15 protein-coding genes are annotated in these 18790 nt (G+C 48.0%); 9 read left to right on the top strand and 6 right to left on the bottom strand.

Features of this window, described 5'->3' with window-relative positions; all coding sequences use genetic code 11:
* Window positions 1–16: 16 nt before the first annotated feature.
* The 6 genes from gtdA (at window position 17) to rsmJ (ending at window position 6931) form a co-directional block, all read left to right on the top strand.
* Window positions 17–1054, top strand: coding sequence for a gentisate 1,2-dioxygenase (gene gtdA / locus GOL65_RS11850; RefSeq protein WP_140918953.1), 1038 nt, complete (start codon window positions 17–19; stop codon window positions 1052–1054).
* Between the two features lie 73 nt (window positions 1055–1127).
* Window positions 1128–1829 carry a fumarylacetoacetate hydrolase family protein gene (locus GOL65_RS11845; protein WP_140918952.1) on the top strand — a complete coding sequence of 234 codons (702 nt, stop codon included), beginning with the start codon at window positions 1128–1130 and terminating at the stop codon, window positions 1827–1829.
* A 21-nt stretch (window positions 1830–1850) separates the two neighbouring features.
* Window positions 1851–2495 carry a maleylacetoacetate isomerase gene (gene maiA / locus GOL65_RS11840; RefSeq protein ID WP_140918951.1) on the top strand — a complete coding sequence of 215 codons (645 nt, stop codon included), beginning with the start codon at window positions 1851–1853 and terminating at the stop codon, window positions 2493–2495.
* 50 nt (window positions 2496–2545) lie between these two features.
* Window positions 2546–3739 (top strand): 3-hydroxybenzoate 6-monooxygenase, encoded by a 1194-nt coding sequence (locus GOL65_RS11835; protein WP_140918950.1) that lies wholly within the window; start codon window positions 2546–2548, stop codon window positions 3737–3739.
* A gap of 394 nt (window positions 3740–4133) precedes the next feature.
* On the top strand, window positions 4134–6176 hold the full coding sequence (gene prlC, locus GOL65_RS11830; protein WP_140918949.1) for an oligopeptidase A: 2043 nt from the start codon (window positions 4134–4136) through the stop codon (window positions 6174–6176).
* Window positions 6177–6184: 8 nt separating this feature from the next.
* A complete protein-coding gene (gene rsmJ, locus GOL65_RS11825) occupies window positions 6185–6931 on the top strand; it encodes a 16S rRNA (guanine(1516)-N(2))-methyltransferase RsmJ (RefSeq protein WP_140918948.1) in 747 nt (248 codons plus the stop codon).
* 513 nt (window positions 6932–7444) lie between these two features.
* Here rsmJ and GOL65_RS11820 read toward each other — a convergent pair.
* The 4 genes from GOL65_RS11820 to pitA all read right to left on the bottom strand — a co-directional run bounded on the left by GOL65_RS11820 (window position 7445) and on the right by pitA (window position 11955).
* On the bottom strand, window positions 7445–7846 hold the full coding sequence (locus GOL65_RS11820) for a hypothetical protein (protein WP_140918947.1): 402 nt from the start codon (window positions 7844–7846) through the stop codon (window positions 7445–7447).
* A gap of 72 nt (window positions 7847–7918) precedes the next feature.
* Entirely contained in the window at window positions 7919–9262 is a 1344-nt protein-coding gene (gene gdhA / locus GOL65_RS11815) for an NADP-specific glutamate dehydrogenase (protein WP_140918946.1), read from the bottom strand.
* 485 nt (window positions 9263–9747) lie between these two features.
* Complete coding sequence (gene uspA / locus GOL65_RS11810) at window positions 9748–10179, bottom strand: universal stress protein UspA (RefSeq protein ID WP_130593255.1); 432 nt, start codon at window positions 10177–10179, stop codon at window positions 9748–9750.
* A gap of 285 nt (window positions 10180–10464) precedes the next feature.
* Entirely contained in the window at window positions 10465–11955 is a 1491-nt protein-coding gene (gene pitA / locus GOL65_RS11805; protein WP_130593254.1) for an inorganic phosphate transporter PitA, read from the bottom strand.
* Between the two features lie 231 nt (window positions 11956–12186).
* On the opposite strand from pitA, the gene GOL65_RS11800 reads away from it, so the two are divergent.
* A complete protein-coding gene (locus GOL65_RS11800) occupies window positions 12187–13431 on the top strand; it encodes a BaiN/RdsA family NAD(P)/FAD-dependent oxidoreductase (RefSeq protein ID WP_140918945.1) in 1245 nt (414 codons plus the stop codon).
* On the opposite strand, the gene GOL65_RS11795 is transcribed toward GOL65_RS11800, so the two are convergent.
* Window positions 13432–15072, bottom strand: coding sequence for an ABC1 kinase family protein (locus GOL65_RS11795; protein WP_140918944.1), 1641 nt, complete (start codon window positions 15070–15072; stop codon window positions 13432–13434).
* A 459-nt stretch (window positions 15073–15531) separates the two neighbouring features.
* Between GOL65_RS11795 and GOL65_RS11790 the strand changes: the two genes are divergently transcribed.
* The gene (locus GOL65_RS11790; protein ID WP_218652027.1) at window positions 15532–16422 is read left to right on the top strand and encodes a PHP domain-containing protein; all 891 of its coding nucleotides are present in this window, start codon (window positions 15532–15534) and stop codon (window positions 16420–16422) included.
* 6 nt (window positions 16423–16428) lie between these two features.
* Here the strand turns inward: GOL65_RS11790 and GOL65_RS11785 are convergent, their stop codons facing one another.
* Window positions 16429–17337: a LysR family transcriptional regulator gene (locus tag GOL65_RS11785; RefSeq protein ID WP_140918943.1), complete on the bottom strand. Its 909-nt coding sequence runs from the start codon at window positions 17335–17337 to the stop codon at window positions 16429–16431.
* A 209-nt stretch (window positions 17338–17546) separates the two neighbouring features.
* Here GOL65_RS11785 and GOL65_RS11780 point away from each other — a divergent pair, with 209 nt between their 5' ends.
* The gene (locus GOL65_RS11780; protein WP_140918942.1) at window positions 17547–18788 is read left to right on the top strand and encodes an MFS transporter; all 1242 of its coding nucleotides are present in this window, start codon (window positions 17547–17549) and stop codon (window positions 18786–18788) included.
* The last annotated feature ends 2 nt before the right edge of the window (window positions 18789–18790 follow it).

The following is an 18790-nucleotide window of genomic DNA, read 5'->3' as shown; positions in this document are numbered from 1 at the left end:
TATAAAGGAGTCGATTATGTACGAGATTCATGCAACCGCACCAAGCCGCAGGGAGAGTTTCTATCAGGAGATTGCAGGCCTGAACCTCTCTCCTCTTTGGGAATCATTACATCAGTTAGTACCACCAACGCCGCACACCCCTGCCATTGCGGCCCTGTGGCGCTATCAGGATATTCGTCCTTTTCTGATGAAAAGCGGTGAGTTGATTGGTGCTCGTGAAGCGGTTCGTCGGGTGCTGGTGTTAGAAAACCCGGCACTAACCGGTAAAGCATCGATTACTTCATCGCTGTATGCCGGATTACAGTTAATTATGCCGGGAGAAGTGGCACCAAGCCACCGCCATACTCAGTCTGCTTTACGTTTTATTGTTGAAGGTGAAGGGGCGTTTACCGCCGTTGATGGTGAACGCACCATGATGCACGCTGGCGACTTTATTCTTACCCCGCAGTGGCGCTGGCATGACCACGGTAATCCGGGTTCTGAGCCAGTAGTCTGGCTGGATGGTCTGGACCTGCCGTTAGTTAACTATCTGGGCTGTGCATTTGCTGAGAACTACCCGGAAGAGCAACAGCCGGTAACTCGCCCAATGGGGGATTATTTACCACGCTATGCCGCCAATATGCTGCCGGTACGCTATCAGTCCGGTAATTCATCACCCATCTTTAACTACCGTTATGACCGCAGTCGTGAAGCACTGGATCAGTTAAGTCGTAATGGCGATCCGGACGAGTGCGAAGGATTCAAACTGCGTTACGTCAATCCGGCTAACGGCGGCCACCCAATGCCAACCATGGCAACCTTTATGCAGTTACTGCCAAAAGGATTTAAAGGGCAAAGCAGCCGTTCCACTGACAGCACCATTTATCACGTAGTGGAAGGCGAAGGCCGCGTCACCATTGGCAGTGAGAGTTTCACCTTTACCTCAAAAGATATTTTTGTGGTGCCAACCTGGCAGGCGGTCAGCTTTGAAACTCAGTCGGATACCGTGCTGTTCAGCTTCTCTGACCGCCCGGTACAAGAAGCGCTGGGGCTGTTCCGTGAGTCCCGAGGCTAAAAGACACCCCGTGCAGGTGGGAGAAACCCACCGCACTAAAACCCATTTTTATCTCTGATTAAGGAATTTGGTTATGAGCAAGTTTGTTTTTTCTCCGGCACCTCAGGTAGCGGTTCCTATTGTGGGCTCTGATGAGTTTTTCCCGGTTCGTCGCGTTTACTGTGTAGGGCGTAACTATGCGGCCCATGCAAGAGAAATGGGGTTCGATCCGGATCGTGAGCCGCCGTTCTTTTTCTGTAAACCAACGGATGCCGTAATCCCGGTTAACGCTGGTGAAACCCTGAAGCTGGCTTATCCGGCACAGACCGAAAACTACCATTATGAAATTGAGCTGGTCGCCGCTATTGGCAAAGGTGGTAAAGACATTCCGGTAGAAAAAGCGCTGGAACATGTTTATGGCTATGCCACCGGATTAGATATGACCCGTCGCGATCGCCAGATGGAAATGCGCAAAATGGGCCGCCCTTGGGAAATTGGTAAAGCGTTTGACTACTCGGCACCTATTTCACCTATTCATCCGGTAGCCAACTGTGCTGATGTCAGCAACGCAGCGATTTGGCTGCAGGTGAACGGTGAAGACCACCAGCGTAGCGGTATTGATTTCCTGATTTGGTCAGTAGCAGAAACCATCAGCTATCTGTCAGCCTTCTTTGAACTACAGCCTGGCGATTTGATTTATACCGGCACGCCAGAAGGGGTCGGTCCGGTGGTTAAAGGGGATACGATAACCTGTGGTGTTGAGGGATTAACTGACCTGACTGTGACTATCATTTAAGCGCGCAGGAGAGACTACTCAATGAAACTATTCAGTTTTTTTAATAGTTCCGCCTCTTACCGGGTACGTATTGCCCTGACGCTGAAAGGTATTGATTATCAAACCGAAGGGATCAATATCCGTGCCGGAGAGCAATATCATGCGGAATATTTACAGCATAACCCGGTTGGCGTGGTACCAACGCTGATTGACGATAGCGGTGATGCCATTGGGCAGTCGCTGGCGATTATTGATTATTTGGATCGGCGTTTCCCTGCACCATTGCTGTTACCACAGGAAGCGCGCTTGCGCGCTCAGGTGTTGGAAATCGCGTTTGCCATTGCCTGTGATATTCATCCGGTTAACAACATGCGTATTTTGCGCTATCTGACCGATGAGTTACAGGTGAGTGAAAGTCAGAAAAAGAGCTGGTATGCCCACTGGGTCAAGGTGGGATTGAGCGCGGTAGAACGCTTACTGGAGCAGAGCAACTCCGGCAACTACTGTGTTGGTGAACAGGTAACACTGGCAGATTGCTGTCTGATCCCTCAGTGGGCTAACGCACTGAGAATGGGGTGCGATCTGTCTGATTACCCGCGCTGCCAACGTATTTATCAACATTGTAATACCTTACCGGCATTTATTGCCGCAGCACCGGAAAATCAGCCCGACGTTATTCCGGCCTGATGTATCACATGTATTTGCCATAAACAGATATTTATAAGAAGGAGCGAATCATGAGCAAAACTCAAAGTGCCATTATTGTTGGTGGTGGGATCGGCGGCGCAGCGGCTGCATTATCACTGGCGAAAGTAGGTATTAAAGTCTTATTACTGGAACAAGCGGTTGAAATTGGTGAAATTGGTGCCGGTATTCAACTGGGGCCAAATGCTTTCTCTGCATTGGATAGCCTGGGTGTGGGTCAGGTTGCCCGTGAGCGAGCAGTGTTTACCGATCATATCTCATTAATGGATGCAGTAGACGCCAATGAAGTGGTGCATATCGATACCGGAAAAGAGTTCCGCGATCACTTCGGTGGCCCCTATGCGGTTATTCATCGGGTGGATATTCATGACACTGTCTGGCAGGCGGCGTTAAAGAACCCACTGGTGAGTTATCGCACCGCAACTAAAGTGGTAAAAATCAATATTAATCAGAATGATGTGGAAGTTATTGACGAGCAAGGCAACAGCTATAAAGCTGATGTGTTGATTGGTTGTGACGGCGGTAAATCCATTGTTCGCGCCTCTACGCTGGATGATAAACCAAGAGTAACGGGTCATGTGGTGTACCGCGCGGTTATCGATCGGGACGACATGCCGGAAGATCTACGCATTAACGCTCCGGTATTGTGGGGCGGTCCTCATTGCCATCTGGTGCACTATCCGTTGCGTGGTGGTTCTCAATACAATCTGGTGGTGACTTTCCATAGCCGCCAGCAAGAGGAATGGGGCGTTACTGACGGCAGTAAAGAAGAAGTAATGTCTTACTTTGAAGGGATTCATCCGCGTCCTCGTCAGATGCTGGATAAACCAACTTCATGGCGTCGTTGGGCCACTGCGGACCGTGAGCCAGTTGAATCATGGGGTACTGGCCGGGTAACGTTACTGGGCGATGCGGCACATCCGGTGGCGCAGTATATGGCTCAGGGAGCCTGTATGGCGCTGGAAGATGCTGTAACGTTGGGTGAGGCAATTAAAGCCTGTGACGGTGATGCGGTGGAAGCATTTAAACTGTATCAGGAAGTCCGTATCCCACGTACCGCACGGATTGTCTGGTCTACCCGTGAAATGGGTCGGCTCTATCATGCGAAAGGCGTTGAGCGTCAGGTACGTAATCTGTTGTGGAAGGGTAAAACTCAGCAGGATTACTACAAAGCGCTGGACTGGTTGTATGGCTGGAAAGAGGGTAACTGCCTGCAGCCTCGGTAATAGTCAGGGAGCGACAAATCAGATAACTCGGCCTCAATGAATATTCCGGTCGTAAAGAGAATGTTGCTCATATCAACTTAGTGCCCGACCGGAAGACCATCTGTACTTGGCTTCAGTACGCGTCGGGCCTGGTCTGCCTACGGGCACTTCGTTGGCTTACGCCAAGTCGACCCCCACGGCAGCCCCTCCCTCCGATTAGCTATGTTAAGACATAAAACAAAATCATCTGGCTGAGCCATCAATAAAAGGGTGTGACAAAATAAGGCTCCTGATTTTCTTATCCCGGTAAGCGATAAAAGAGAATATCTATTATTAGGATTAGTATCGCCAACCATTGAATTCGACCATAATAGTCCTCATGTTAGTTTTATCGCCAAATTTAAGGACTGTTTTTATGACTAACCCATTGTTAACTTTCCAGGGGCTTCCCCCATTTTCTGCTATCACTCCTGATGATGTTGTTCCTGCCATTAAAGCAGCGCTTGATGATTGTCGTGCTGCGGTGGAAAAAGTTGTTGCACAATCTGGCCCATTCACCTGGGATAATTTGTGCCAGCCTTTGGCGGAAGTTGACGATCGGTTAGGGCAAATCTGGTCGCCGGTTAGTCATCTGAATTCAGTTAAAAATAGTCCGGAACTACGTCAGGTCTATGAACAATGTTTACCGTTGTTGTCTGAGTACGGAACCTGGGTTGGTCAGCATGAAGGTCTGTATCAGGCATACCGTAATCTGAAGCAGGGTGAGGCGTTTAACCGCCTGACCAAAGCACAGAAAAAAGCGGTAGATAATGCCCTGCGTGATTTTGAGTTATCCGGTATTGGTCTGGACGCAGAGAAGCAGAAGCGTTATGGCGAAATCGTTTCCCGTTTGTCCGAGCTCGGTTCTACCTACAGCAATAACGTGCTGGATGCCACTATGGGCTGGAGCAAACTGATTACCGATTCGGCTGAGCTGGCTGGATTACCGGAAAGTGCAATGGATGCCGCTCGTGAAATGGCGAAAGCTAAAGATCAGGACGGCTGGTTGCTGACATTAGATATTCCAAGCTATTTGCCGGTAATGACCTATGGTGATAACCGCGAATTGCGTTATGAAATGTATCAGGCGTTTAGTACTCGTGCATCGGATCAGGGTCCAAATGCCGGTAAATGGGATAACACTCAAATTATTGAAGAGCTACTGGCATTGCGTTATGAACTGGCGCAACTGCTGGGCTTTAACAGCTACGCTGATAAATCTCTGGCAACCAAAATGGCAGAGAATCCGCAGCAGGTGCTGGATTTCCTGAATGACCTGGCCAAGCGTGCTCGTCCACAGGGTGAAAAAGAGCTGGCGGACCTGCGAGCTTTTGCCAAAGAGCATTTTGGTAAAACCGAGCTTGAGCCTTGGGATATCAGCTATTACAGCGAGAAGCAGAAGCAGCATCTCTATTCCATCAGCGATGAACAGCTGAGACCTTACTTCCCGGAAGCGCGGGTAATGCAGGGGCTGTTTGAAGTGCTAAAACGCGTATTTGGTATGACGGCGAAAGAGCGTAAAGACGTTGATTTCTGGAGTTCCGAAGTTCGTTTCTTTGACCTGTTTGATGCCAGCGGTGAACTGCGTGGTAGCTTCTATCTGGATCTTTACGCTCGCGAGCATAAACGCGGTGGAGCCTGGATGGATGATTGTGTTACCAGCCTGCGTTACGCCGATGGTCATTTGCAAAAGCCAGTGGCCTATCTGACCTGTAACTTTAATCGTCCGGTTGGTGATAAGCCTGCGCTGTTTACTCATGATGAAGTGACTACGTTGTTCCATGAATTTGGTCACGGCATTCACCATATGCTGACTAAGATTGATACCGCGGGTGTTTCCGGTATTAATGGTGTGCCATGGGATGCAGTCGAATTACCAAGCCAGTTTATGGAAAACTGGTGCTGGCAGCCTGAAGCATTAGCCTTTATCTCCGGTCACTATCAAACCGGTGAGCCTCTGCCACAGGAAATGTTAGATAAGATGCTGGCGGCGAAAAACTATCAGGCAGCGCTATTTATTTTGCGTCAGTTGGAGTTTGGCCTGTTTGATTTCCGTCTGCATTATGAATATCAACCGCAGAAGGGCGCCCAAATTATGGAAACGCTGGCGGAAGTGAAAAAACTGGTGGCGGTAATGCCTTCACCAAGCTGGGGTCGTTTCCCGCACGCGTTCAGCCATATCTTTGCTGGTGGTTATGCTGCAGGTTATTACAGCTATCTGTGGGCTGAAGTGTTGTCTGCCGATGCATTCTCCCGCTTTGAAGAAGAAGGTATTTTCAACGCTACAACCGGCCAGTCTTTCCTGGACAACATTCTGTCTCAGGGCGGTTCTGATGAGCCAATGACGCTGTTCAAAAATTTCCGTGGTCGTGCGCCAGAGCTTGATGCCATGCTGCGCCATTACGGCATTAAGGGATAACGTCTTTCGTGTCAGTATGTTTAATTTGTGAAGCAGGCGCCGATTCCGGCGCCTTATCACTTTTAGCCGAACGCTGGGGTTTGGTATCTGACGAGCAGGCCATTATGGCGCTGGTGTTAACGCCAGAACGTCTCGAACTACGTAAGCGTGATGAACCTAAACTGGGTGCGATTTACGTTGATTTTGTCGCTGGCGCTATGGCTCATCGACGCAAGTTCGGCGGTGGTCGAGGTGAAGCAGTAGCAAAAGCGGTAGGCATTAAAGGTGGCTACCTGCCTGATGTAGTGGATGCCACTGCGGGTTTAGGCCGCGATGCCTTTGTGCTGGCTTCTGTAGGCTGTAAAGTGCGGATGCTGGAACGTAATCCGGTGGTGGCAGCACTCTTGGATGATGGTTTACGGCGGGCCTATGCCGATGCTGAAATCGGCGGTTGGTTACAACAGCGCTTAACGCTGCTGCATGCTTCGAGTTTGACGGCACTATCTTCGATTCAGCCAGCCCCTGATGTGGTTTATCTTGACCCGATGTTTCCTCACCGGCAAAAAAGTGCGTTGGTAAAAAAAGAGATGAGAGTGTTCCAGTCGTTGGTAGGCGAAGACTTAGATGCCGACGGCCTGCTGGAACCCGCTTGCCAACTGGCGAAAAAACGAGTAGTAGTAAAACGCCCTGATTACGCTCCACCACTGGCAAACATTAAGCCGCAGGCGTCGATTAATACCAAGAGCCATCGATTTGATTTGTATGTGACGTTATAGCTGGCGCTGGGCTGGTAGTTGTTTAAATGGACATGTGAAGATATTCCGGCCGGAAGGGTATTAGTACTTGAGTCAGGAGCGCGTTGGGCCTAGTCCGCCTAGGGGCGCTCCGGCAGCTAAAGCTGCTACGACCCCAACGGCGGCCTCTCCCAACGATTAACGTTGGCGGTTATACAGAGTAGGCTACCTAAACGATTAGTCAGTAAAGTTTTTATGAATTACTACAGTTAAAGTATTTACCAAAGCCCATCGGAGGGAGAAATTGCCGTTGGGGTCGACTTGGCGTAAGCCAACGACAAACAGGCAAAGCCTGTTTGAACAGCGCTCGCGCTGGCCCGAAGGGCAAAACACCGAAGGTGTTTTGTAACGGCCCCTAGGGAATTTAGGCCCGACGCACTCAGAAGCTAAGTACAAATGGTCTTCCGGCCGAGTACAATGATGATATGAGCAATATCTTCTTTACGGCCGGAATACCCTCAAATGCCGATAAAAACCAACATCAAAAACAAAAACTCAGTCCTCATCCGGCTCCAAAAATATCAACTCCTCCATATCCTCCCAATAGACAAACGATCCGCCGTTAAAATAATGGGGAAAACTTTCAATCATTAACTTACGGTGCTCTTCGTTTTGTTGGTCCAGCGGTAGGGTAATATCGATATCAGGATGGTCTGTTTTGAGTTTTTTCAGGCGGGATTGCAGTTCTTCCTGCACTTTCATCTGGGTTAAGGTTTTTTCTCTGGCGGCTGCTGCTTTCAGCAAAGAGAAGTGATCGGCTGGGGTATCCGTGGTTTGCGCTACTAGCTGTTCGGCAGTAAAACGTCTTGTTTGAATGGGTTCCCGCTGAGCCGCAGGAGGATGATTGCGAGTGTTATCAACGACAAGTCTTAAATGGTTACGCCTGGCTTTAGTCATCAGCATTTCCTCTTGTAGTACTGCGATAACAGTACGGCGACCACGCGGGTGCGCAGCCGCCTCAGAGTATTGTTATAACACGCCTTGTCCTAACATGGCATCAGCCACTTTCACAAAACCGGCAATATTTGCACCGCTGACGTAGTCAGTTTGCGCTTTTTCACCGCCATAATTAACGCAGGCTTCATGAATATCGTGCATGATGTGCTGCAGACGTAAATCAACTTTCTCTGCTCTCCAGCTAACGCGACCGGCGTTTTGCGCCATTTCCAGACCGGAAGTAGCAACACCACCTGCGTTAGCCGCTTTACCCGGAGCAAACAGCACGTTAGCCGCCACCAGCGCTTCTGTAGCATCAATAGTAGTTGGCATGTTGGCACCTTCAGCAACGGCTTTTACGCCGTTCTGAATTAGCTGTTTGGCATCAGCCAGCTCCAGCTCGTTTTGTGTGGCGCATGGCAGAGCGATATCTACCGGAACACCCCATGGACGCTGGCCTTCCAGATAGGTTAAACCGCGCTCGTTAGCGTAATCTTTGATACGGCCATAACGGCTGTTTTTAATATCAATCAAGTGAGCCAGTTTATCTGTGGTGAAGCCTTCTTCATCCACAATAGAACCGGCAGAATCTGATGCGGTAATCACTCGGGCACCCAGTTCCATGGCTTTTTCAATGGTGTATTGCGCCACATTACCTGAGCCTGAAACAGAAACGCGTTGACCTTCAAAACCAGAACCGTGACGCTTTAGCATGGCCTGAGTAAAGTAAACCAGACCATAACCCGTAGCTTCAGGGCGGATCAGGCTGCCACCAAATGAAAGACCTTTGCCGGTAAATACACAGGCGGTGTTGTTAGACAACTTTTTCATCATACCGGCCATGTAACCAACTTCACGACCGCCCACGCCGATGTCACCGGCAGGAACATCAGTATCAGAACCCAAATGACGATAAAGCTCGGTCATTAGCGCCTGACAGAAACGCATGATTTCAGCGTTGCTTTTACCTTTTGGATCGAAGTCAGAACCGCCTTTACCGCCGCCCATAGGCAGAGTGGTTAGCGCATTTTTAAAGGTTTGTTCAAAACCTAAAAACTTCAGAATAGACAGGTTAACCGATGGGTGAAAACGCATACCGCCCTTAAATGGCCCAATGGCAGAGCTGAACTGTACTCGCCATGCGCGGTTAACCTGAACTTCACCTTTGTCATTTACCCATGAAACGCGAAACTGAATGACGCGCTCTGGCTCAACTAAACGTTCCAGCAAACCTTGCTCGGTATAGCGCGGGTTTTCTTTTAAAAAAGGCCAGAGAGATGTGAATACTTCGCGAACCGCCTGCAGAAATTCTGGTTGGTGGCCATCGCGTTTTTGGAGCATGACGAGAAAATCGTCCACAGTGGAGTAATGATTCATTGATGCAGTTTCCTATGTCTTTTTTATTTTTTCCACGAAAAAACGCTATTCAGAAAGTGAATATTGCGGGCTTCATGATGTGATGTATGTTCTTTCCGAATATAACACTAACTAATAGTGATAAGGCAAGCCGTTTTTTTGAGGGGATTAATATTATTTATATTTATGATAAAAATTATTAGAGCCAATAATTATGGGAATTCAATAAGTAACAAAACTAATCTCAATATATTGAAAACATGATAATTACATGATTTAAAAGAGGGTTATAAATTCAATAATAGGGGAATATTCTATTAAACCAGTTATCTAAAGTAACAGAATTCAAAAGAGCAGTATATTTATCTGAATGTAAAAAAGTGGCCTTGATAAAAGGTGGATATTTTTATTTATAAGGCAGACTTTGCAGAATATAGACTAATTATTTAATCATCTGAATAAAGAAACGCCCGCATGAGCGGGCGTTGAGTTGTTTATGTGATGCGTTATTCTTCTTCCCGTAAAGGAACAATCAGCATATCAATATGTACGGTATTAATTAGCTGACGAGCAGAAGACATCAACTTGCTCCAGAAATCCTGATGGTGCCCACACAGTACGAGGTCCATATCATACTTTTTAATCGCATCAACCAGTACCTGACCCAGATCGCCACTGCCGCTGAGGGTTTCAGTGATAGGGTAACCGGCATTGTTTGCCAGTTCGGTTAGCGCGTTATGAGTTTCTTCAGAGATGCGTTTTTGCATATCACCCATATTGACGTCGATCAGTCCGGTATACAGATCGGAGTAATTGACATCTACGTGAATCAGAGAAACTTTCGCGTTGTATGGCTTAGCCATAGAGACCGCTTTTTCAACCAGTACGCTGCTTTCCGGAGATAGGTCAACTGCAATCAGAATGTGTTTATATGACATAGGATGACTCCTTCTGTAACATCCGTTAACTTGAATTAATAATAGCTCAATATACCTATCTAAAGTGGTATACCGATCACATGATGCACGCTTTTATCGCCGAATAGTCTTGATATCGATTCCTACGGAGAATCATCATCTTATTGACTATAAAATAACGGCTGGCGCTTGGCTACTGTCGATTTCGCTGAAAGCTTCATAATGTGAGGTCGTGAAGCCTCAGATAATAAAAAACCCGCGGTGTTTATCACACGACGGGGTTTTTTATTCATGATTCCTGACCTGTTAAATCAGTTTCAGAGCAATCCAGTACAGACTACCGGAAAGAAGCACTGCAACAGGAAGGGTCAATGCCCAAGCCAGGAAAATACTTTTAACTGTTTTACTCTGCACGCCGCCGCCATCAACCAGCATGGTACCGGCTACGGCAGAAGAGAGAACCTGTGTGGTAGAAACCGGCATCCCGGTGTAGCTGGCAACGCCGATCGAGAGTGCAGCCGTCAGCTGTGCAGAAACGCCCTGAGCATAGGTCATGCCTTTCTTACCGATTTTCTCACCGATAGTCACGGCAACGCGTCTCCAGCCCACCATGGTACCCAGCGCCAGCGCTAATGCGACGGAAACGATAATCCAGATAGGTGCATACTCAACGGTAACCAGCACGTCTTCACGCAGTTCTTTGATGTAACGCTTATCCTGAGAGGTAGTTTCAGGCAGCTTGTTTACTTTAGCAGCAGTATCGGCAACGCATAATAACAGGCGACGCAGTTGACCGCGCTGTTCTGGAGCCAGCTGTTCGTAGTTATCCAGACCGCTTAACATCTGCTGTGAATGGCCAATTGCAATCAGCGCCCGGGAGTTATCACAGTGATATTCTGTGGTTGTGCTCATGGCTGGCAGCGGATCGGCACTGTTCTGACCTACGATGTGAGGGATGGCATCACGATGATTCTGATAGTACTGTTCAAGGTGACCTAAGGCATCACGGGTACGAGAAATCTCATAGCCATTAGCGCTCATATCTACCACGAAGCCTGCCGGAGCGACGCCAATTAATACCAGCATCAGCAAACCAATGCCTTTCTGACCGTCGTTAGCACCGTGGGAGAAGCTTACACCAATGGCTGACAGGATCAGCATGATACGGGTCCAGAATGGCGGCTTACGTTTACCATCTTTCTTTTCACGTTCCGCAGGTGTTAAGTGAATACGTTGGCGTTTTTTGCTGCCGCTCCAGAAGCGACGCAGAACAAAGATCATGGCACCAGCCAGAATCAAACCAACCAGCGGTGACAGAATCAGCGACAGGAAAATCTGAATCATCTTAGGCAGGTTTAGCGCATCAACGATAGAGGAGTCTGTCACGATGGCGTTAGTTAAACCAACACCAATAATGGAGCCAATAAGCGTATGTGAACTGGAAGCAGGTATACCGAAATACCAGGTTCCCAGGTTCCAGATAATGGCGGCCAATAACACCGAGAACATCATGGCAAGGCCATGAGTTGAGCTGATGTTAAGCAGCAAATCCGTTGGAAGCAGGTGTACGATAGCGTAAGCAACGCTCAATCCGCCAAGCACTACACCAAGAAAGTTGAAAACACCCGCCATCACAACAGCAAGCTGTTCACGCATGGCGCGGGTATAAATAACGGTGGCTACTGCGTTTGCTGTATCGTGAAAGCCATTGATAGCTTCATAAAACAGAACAAACAGTAATGCGAGACCCAGCATTAGGGCAGTATGAATTTCTAGTCCAGCAAATATGTTTAGCATAAACCTTACTGTCAGTAATGGAGGTAGACCGGCGCATTATCAGCACAATTAGCTTATCGGCAAAGGAAAAATTAACTTTTTTTTCGATTCTGCGCACCCATTTACATGTGTTTATAAATGTAACTAATTGTTATTGTTAAGATAAGTATAAAACTAAATTTTTTTTGCCTCGCTGGCAAAATCTATTCTGCTGGCTAGAACCGTGGATGATGAATACAATTCTGGCACAAAATTAGGAAGTCGTGCGGTCAGCAGACCGAAATTTCAGAGGTTTTTGTGGTTGAGCAAGCGGATGTTGTGATTATTGGTGCCGGAGCTGCCGGGCTGTTTTGTGCCGCTCAGGCTGGGCAATTGGGTCTTAATGTCCTGTTGGTGGATAATGGCAAAAAGCCGGGGCGGAAAATATTAATGTCCGGTGGCGGCCGCTGCAACTTTACCAATATGTATGCTGACCATACGGCTTACCTTTCCCATAATCCACATTTCTGCAAGTCAGCATTAGCACGTTATACCCAATGGGATTTTATCGAACTTGTGTCTCGTCATGGGGTGGCTTACCACGAAAAGACGCTGGGGCAGCTGTTTTGTGATAACTCCGCAGAAGACATGGTTAACCTGCTGGTAAAAGAGTGCGAACAGGGCAATGTTGATTTACGTATGCGCAGTGAAGTACTCAGCGTTGAACGTAATGAACAGGGTTTCATGATTAAATTATCTGCGGGAAATATTCAGGCGAAGTCTTTGGTTATCGCCAGCGGTGGTTTGTCGATGCCGGGTCTGGGGGCCACACCTTTTGGCTATAAGATAGCGGAACAGTTCGGCATTAACGTGCTACCAACTCGTGCAGGATTAGTCCCCGTGACGTTGCATAAGCCATTGCTGGAAGTGCTGCAAACACTGTCGGGTGTTGCGGTTCCGGTAAGCGTGACGGCAGAAAACGGCACCAACTTTAAGGAAAGTCTGTTATTTACCCACCGCGGTCTGTCCGGTCCGGCAATACTGCAAATCTCCAGTTACTGGCAACCCGGTGAGTCAATCACCGTTAATTTACTGCCGAATCTGGATCTGAATGCCTTCCTGAATGAGGAACGTGCAGAGCATCCGAATCAGAGCCTGAAAAACACTCTGGCGCGTCATCTGCCTAAACGCCTGGTAGAAAGTCTGCAAACCCTGAATAAAGTGCCAGACGTGACGCTGAAGCAGCTTTCTGCGCCTCAACAGCAACAGTTAGCCGATACGTTACAGCAATGGCAAATTCAACCTAACGGGACTGAAGGCTATCGTACTGCGGAAGTTACGTTGGGTGGTGTCGATACTAAAGCGCTGTCATCCAAAACCATGGAGTCTGCTCAGGTTCCAGGTCTCTACTTTATTGGTGAAGTGGTGGACGTCACTGGTTGGCTGGGTGGTTATAATTTCCAGTGGGCATGGAGCTCGGCCTGGGCTTGTGCACAGGCGTTGGCTAAAACCGAGTAACTAAAGGCGCCACATCCGCCACGCCAGCCAGACAATACCACCTAATACCAGCAAGGCACTTAGCGTAGGGAAGATGGGAATGCCGAAAATGGAAAACGTCTGACTGAGTAGCCATGGCGCGATACCCAATGCAAATGCGGCGGTAACGATAGCGATGGCCAGCGTCAGAGCACTACGTTCCAGCGAACCGCCCAGACTGCTGAGGTTTTTCATGTCGATGTCGACATGTGCTTTACCCTGCCGAATACGGCGAACCAGCAAATTCAGAACCTGTGGCAGTTCTTCACTGGCCTCAAGCATTTCTATTCCCATGCGATGGGTACGCCGTTGGGTAGCTCGCAGGCTATAGCGTTTTATCACTGCATTACGCAGGAAGGGCTTCAGCGTCTTGATAATATCAAATTCAGGATCGATACGGTGTAATACGCCGTCCGCAGTGATCAATGCCTTAAACAGTAAAACCAAATCGGGTGGGAGAGAAAGTTGATATTCACGGGCAATTGACAGCATGGTCATCAAGGCTTTGCCCATCTTTAATTCGCCATACCCCAAACGTTCGAGAAAATCTTGTGCGGCCTGTTCCAGTACGCCAACCTCGGCGATGCTGTCAGAGCTCCATTTGATCAGCACGCTCACCAGCCCCTCACAATCCCGATTAGCCAGCGCCTGCATCAGTGACAGCAATTGATTACGTCGCCGAATAGAAAGCTGACCTACCATGCCAAAATCTATGAACGCAACGCGATTGCCGGGTAGGGCCATCAGGTTACCGGCGTGAGGATCGGCATGATACAGTCGATCCTCAAACACCATCTGCATAAATGCCCGTGCTCCTCGTGTGGCAAGCGTTGAGCCATGAAAACCAGCCAGAGCCAGCTGTTCAGTGTTTTGTGGCTTAGTACCGGGAATAAATTCTTGTACCAGCAAGCGGGTTGATGAATATTGTGGCCAAATGCGGGGAATGACAATATCCGGACGATGGCGAAAATTGCGTTCAAAATGCCGGGTATTGGCCGCTTCGTGACATAAATCGAGCTCATGATTTAAAGCGGTAGCCAGTTGGCGCACCAGCAAGCTCGGGGAAAAGCGTGCCAGTTGTGGGCTTTGTTGTTCAATAATTTCTGCCAGCCAGGCCAGCAGACGTAAATCAGCGTGGATGGTTTTGGCTAAATCAGGGCGTAATACTTTAACCACTACATCTTCGCCGCTGTGCAGGCGGGCACGATAGGCCTGAGCCATTGAGGCAGCAGCTAACGGAGTAGTATTGAATTCGGCGAATATCTCTTCAACGGGAGCACTCAGAGAGGCTGTAATCTGCTCACTCATGCTCTCCCATGGCAGGGTTGTTACGTTGCTGTGTAGTTGTTCTAACTCCTGAGTCCACTCATCGCTTAATAAATCAGAGCGGGTTGCTAATATCTGGCCCAATTTAACAAAAGTTGGACCTAATGATTCCAGTGCCTGACGTAGCCGCTGTGGCTGATTTTCTGACGGTTCTGTGCTACGGGAATAACGACCAAATAATGAACTCAGGCCCAGCATATGCACTAAATCCTGCAAACCGTAGTTTATCAGCACTTGTCCAATAGCCCGAAGACGAACCCGATCCCGGGTAGTAACAAAAACCGTTTTTAATAACATGATCCATCCTGCATCTGGTGGGAAACCCCGAATACTTCAGCAACTGTAACTGTCATAACAAAAAGTACATCGACTATTTTGATTCGGTTGAGAGAATATCTTATAGGTATATGCTGAACTTGCTATGAAAAATATCTTCTTTGATTTCAATAACAAGCAGATAGGATATTTCTACTTAACTACTGGGCTAAACTGAGTGTTTTTTAATATCTTAGTAGGTACCCATTTATGCTGGTCTGAGCCTTATTTTTGGTGTGCTATCTGTAATAGCTCTTCTGCATGGTAAATCGAGAGTAAATAATGGTAACAGCAGAAAACACCACTAGTGTTTAATCCACCCACGGGCGAATACTCCCGGCTTTTCATTTCATATTGATATGCTATTTTCCTGAATAACATTTAGCCAGGCCATAGGTATGGACACTGTGTTGTCCCGACGTTATTCAGGAGTCATTATTTATGATGGAAGAAAAGATCGATCTTCATATGCATTCAAACTACAGCGATGATGCAGATTTGCCGGTAGCAGAATTAATATCTCGCTGTAAGGCACATGGCATTACTACGCTGGCAGTGACCGACCATAACTCCGCTGACTCTGTAGCAGAGGCCTGCGCTTTAGCCGATAGTACTTTGAGAACCATATCCGGTATTGAAATTGACTGTACCTTTAACGGGCGAAATTATCATTTACTGGGGTATGGTTTTACACCCAGCGATGATTTTTCACAGATACATCGCAATTTTAGTGAGTTACAGCGACAGCTGGCACCGAAAAAGATAGAAGTATTGCGCCATTGCGGTTTGATTGTTGATGAGGATGCTCTGGCCGAACTTGCCGGTGAACGGGTTCCTCAGGAAGAGCAGATGGCAGAAGTGATTCTGGCAGATGAACGTAATCAGGATAACCCATTGCTGCATCCTTACCGTTCTGGTGGTCCACGTTCGGATATGCCGTTGATCAATTTCTATTGGGACTTTTTTGGCGCAGATCGCCCTTGTTATATCCCGGTGAGTTACCCGGCTATGGAACAGATGGTGGATGTTATCCGTAGCAACGGAGGCACCCCGGTTATAGCTCACATCGGTGCCAATATTAAGCAGCAATATCAGGAAGTACTCAGCGGCATGCAGAAAATTGGCGTAATGGGTATTGAGGTATTTTCCAGCTATCACACGCCAGAGTTGGCGGCATGGTTGTATGATTTTGCACTAAACCAAAATCTTCATGTGACCTGCGGCAGTGATTTTCACGGGCATAATAAGCCGAAAATTGAAGTGGGGCAGTGTAGTTATAACGCCAGTCAACTGGCGGCAATTCGCCGCTTTACCGATAGTCTGATGCCATAGTTTTAATTACAAATGAGAGAGCGTCATCATCCGTTGCCATAGTTTTTCCATCATAAAGCTAATGAATGCTTCGGTTTTTAGTGGCATCTCTTTTTGTGGCAGGTAGACCAGATGCATGGGGTAAGAAGGCAAAGAGAATTCCGGTAGTACTCTGACCAAGCGTCCATTGAGCAGGTCCTGTTCCAGAATGACTTTGGATTGCAACACAATAGTAAAATTCATCAGTGCAGCCTGACGTGCGCCTTCGCCTGAGTTGATCACCAGACGGGATGGGAGAGATTCCCCTTCGTTTGGTGTAATCCCAATGGACTGCCAAAGCTTTTCACTCTGATGTTGGTTATACCCCAGACAGTTGTGGTGGCGTAGGGCTTGTGGAGTATCAGGAGTCCCGTGCTTTTCCAGATAGTCTGGCGTGGCAGCCAGTACCATTTCGTAGTCCGGCAGTGCTTTTGCCACCAGCCGTTCATCAACAATCTCACCAATGCGAAAGGCAAAATCGAACCCTTCTTCAATCAGGTTAACTTTGCGGTCAGCCAGTTCTATCTCAATATTGATCTCCGGATACAGCTCCAGAAACTGACTGATAAGCGGTATCAGAATATGGTTACCAAAAGCATAAGGAGCAGTGATCTTCAGGCGACCAGTAGGAGTTGTTTTCAGGGAATGCACCAGAGTTTCTACTTTAGTCATATCATCAACAATTCGGCGACTGTGTTGATAATAGAGTTGACCGGCTTCAGTCAGTCCCTGACGACGGGTAGTGCGAACCAGGAGTTTGGTTTTTAATGCATGTTCAAGGGCAGAAATATGTTTTCCTACCATGGTGGGGGAGATCTTCATGGCCTCTGCCGCCGCAACAAAGCTTCCTTTTTCTACTACAGCAACAAAAACTGACATGCTGGTGAACCGATCCATTATAAACCACCCGTTTTTTCTGCACTGACTAAACGATAGTTTTTAGTCATCCCGAAAGTATGAAACACTTTATGTAACTTTGGCGCAATGGTGAAGCAGAAACACCGAAACATCGGCCTGAATGTGCCGATTTGTTTTGATTGTGAAAAATGAGAACCATAGACTATGTAAAGCTGATGCTAAATAATTAAACGGACTCGGGCGAATTTATGACTTCAACACTACCTGACATCACCCCATCTCATGGGGCCATTCGCGCAAAATATGCGGTGTTTCTGACATTTTTTCTTTGCGGATTTGTGTTTGCCAGCTGGGCTGCCCGTATTCCTTTAGTGATGAGTATTTTCTCCATTAACTCTGCTCAAATGGGGCTATTTTTTCTTTGTGCTGCGGCAGGGTCGTTAACTGCACTGATTATTGCCGGTTGGATAACCAGCCGCTTTAGCAGTGCCTTTACTGTGATGTTATCTGCCCTGGTTTTTTCGCTAGGCATGGGGAGTGTTGCGGTATCGGCTCTGTTACCCAGCCAATGGCTTTTGGGCGGCGGTCTGTTTATTTTTGGCTTTGGGTTTAGCCTGTGCGATGTGGCAATGAATCTGGAGGGAACTCAGGTTGAGCAGCGATTGGGATATACCATTATGCCTAAACTGCACGCCTGTTTTTCGTTTGGGACCGTTACTGGCGCTGCCTGTGGTGCATTGCTGGAGTTTTTACAGGTTGGATTTACCCTACCGCTGTTACTGTTGGTGGTCGGCGCAGCCGTACTTTTGCTCTGGTGCAGTAGCCGTTATCTTTCGGCGGGTACCCGTTATCATGCTGTAGAACATACGGAAAACCAACCAAGAAGTAATCCTTTTGCCGCCTGGCTGGAATGGCGTACTTTAGCCATTGGTTTTACCGTGCTGGCAACGTCATTACTGGAGGGTGCGGCTTTTGACTGGCTCCCATTGGGTGTTGTCACTGGGTTTACCCTTGATGGCGTTGAACCCGCCGGATGGATGGGGTCCATGACGCTGGCACTGTTTGTAGCAGCGATGACCAGTATGCGTTGGTTTGGTGGCCTGCTGATTGATAAGTATGGGCGAGTAGTCGTATTGCGCGTATGTACTGTGCTTAGCATCACCGGTCTAATGATTTTTGGTTTTTCACCGAACTTATCTATGGCGCTACCGGGTATTTTGCTATGGGGAATAGGCTGTGCATTAGGTTTTCCAGTGGGGATGAGTGCCGCTGCTGATGAGCCTCGACATGCTGCTTCCCGCATCGCGGTAGTGGCGGCGATAGGTTATTGCTCTTTGTTAACCGGGCCGCCGTTACTGGGCTTTCTGGCGAATGCGTTTGGCGTGAAGAATGCGTTATTGCTGTTGGTTATACCTTTGTGCATTAGCCTGCTGCTGGTATCAAAACTGGGTGTGGTTGTTCCGGTGAAGGAAGCGACAGATGAAGGATAAGG

Origin of the sequence: Limnobaculum xujianqingii (assembly GCF_013394855.1) — a bacterium.
Lineage (GTDB): Bacteria > Pseudomonadota > Gammaproteobacteria > Enterobacterales > Enterobacteriaceae > Limnobaculum > Limnobaculum xujianqingii.
This window is presented reverse-complemented; position numbering and strand designations above follow the sequence as displayed.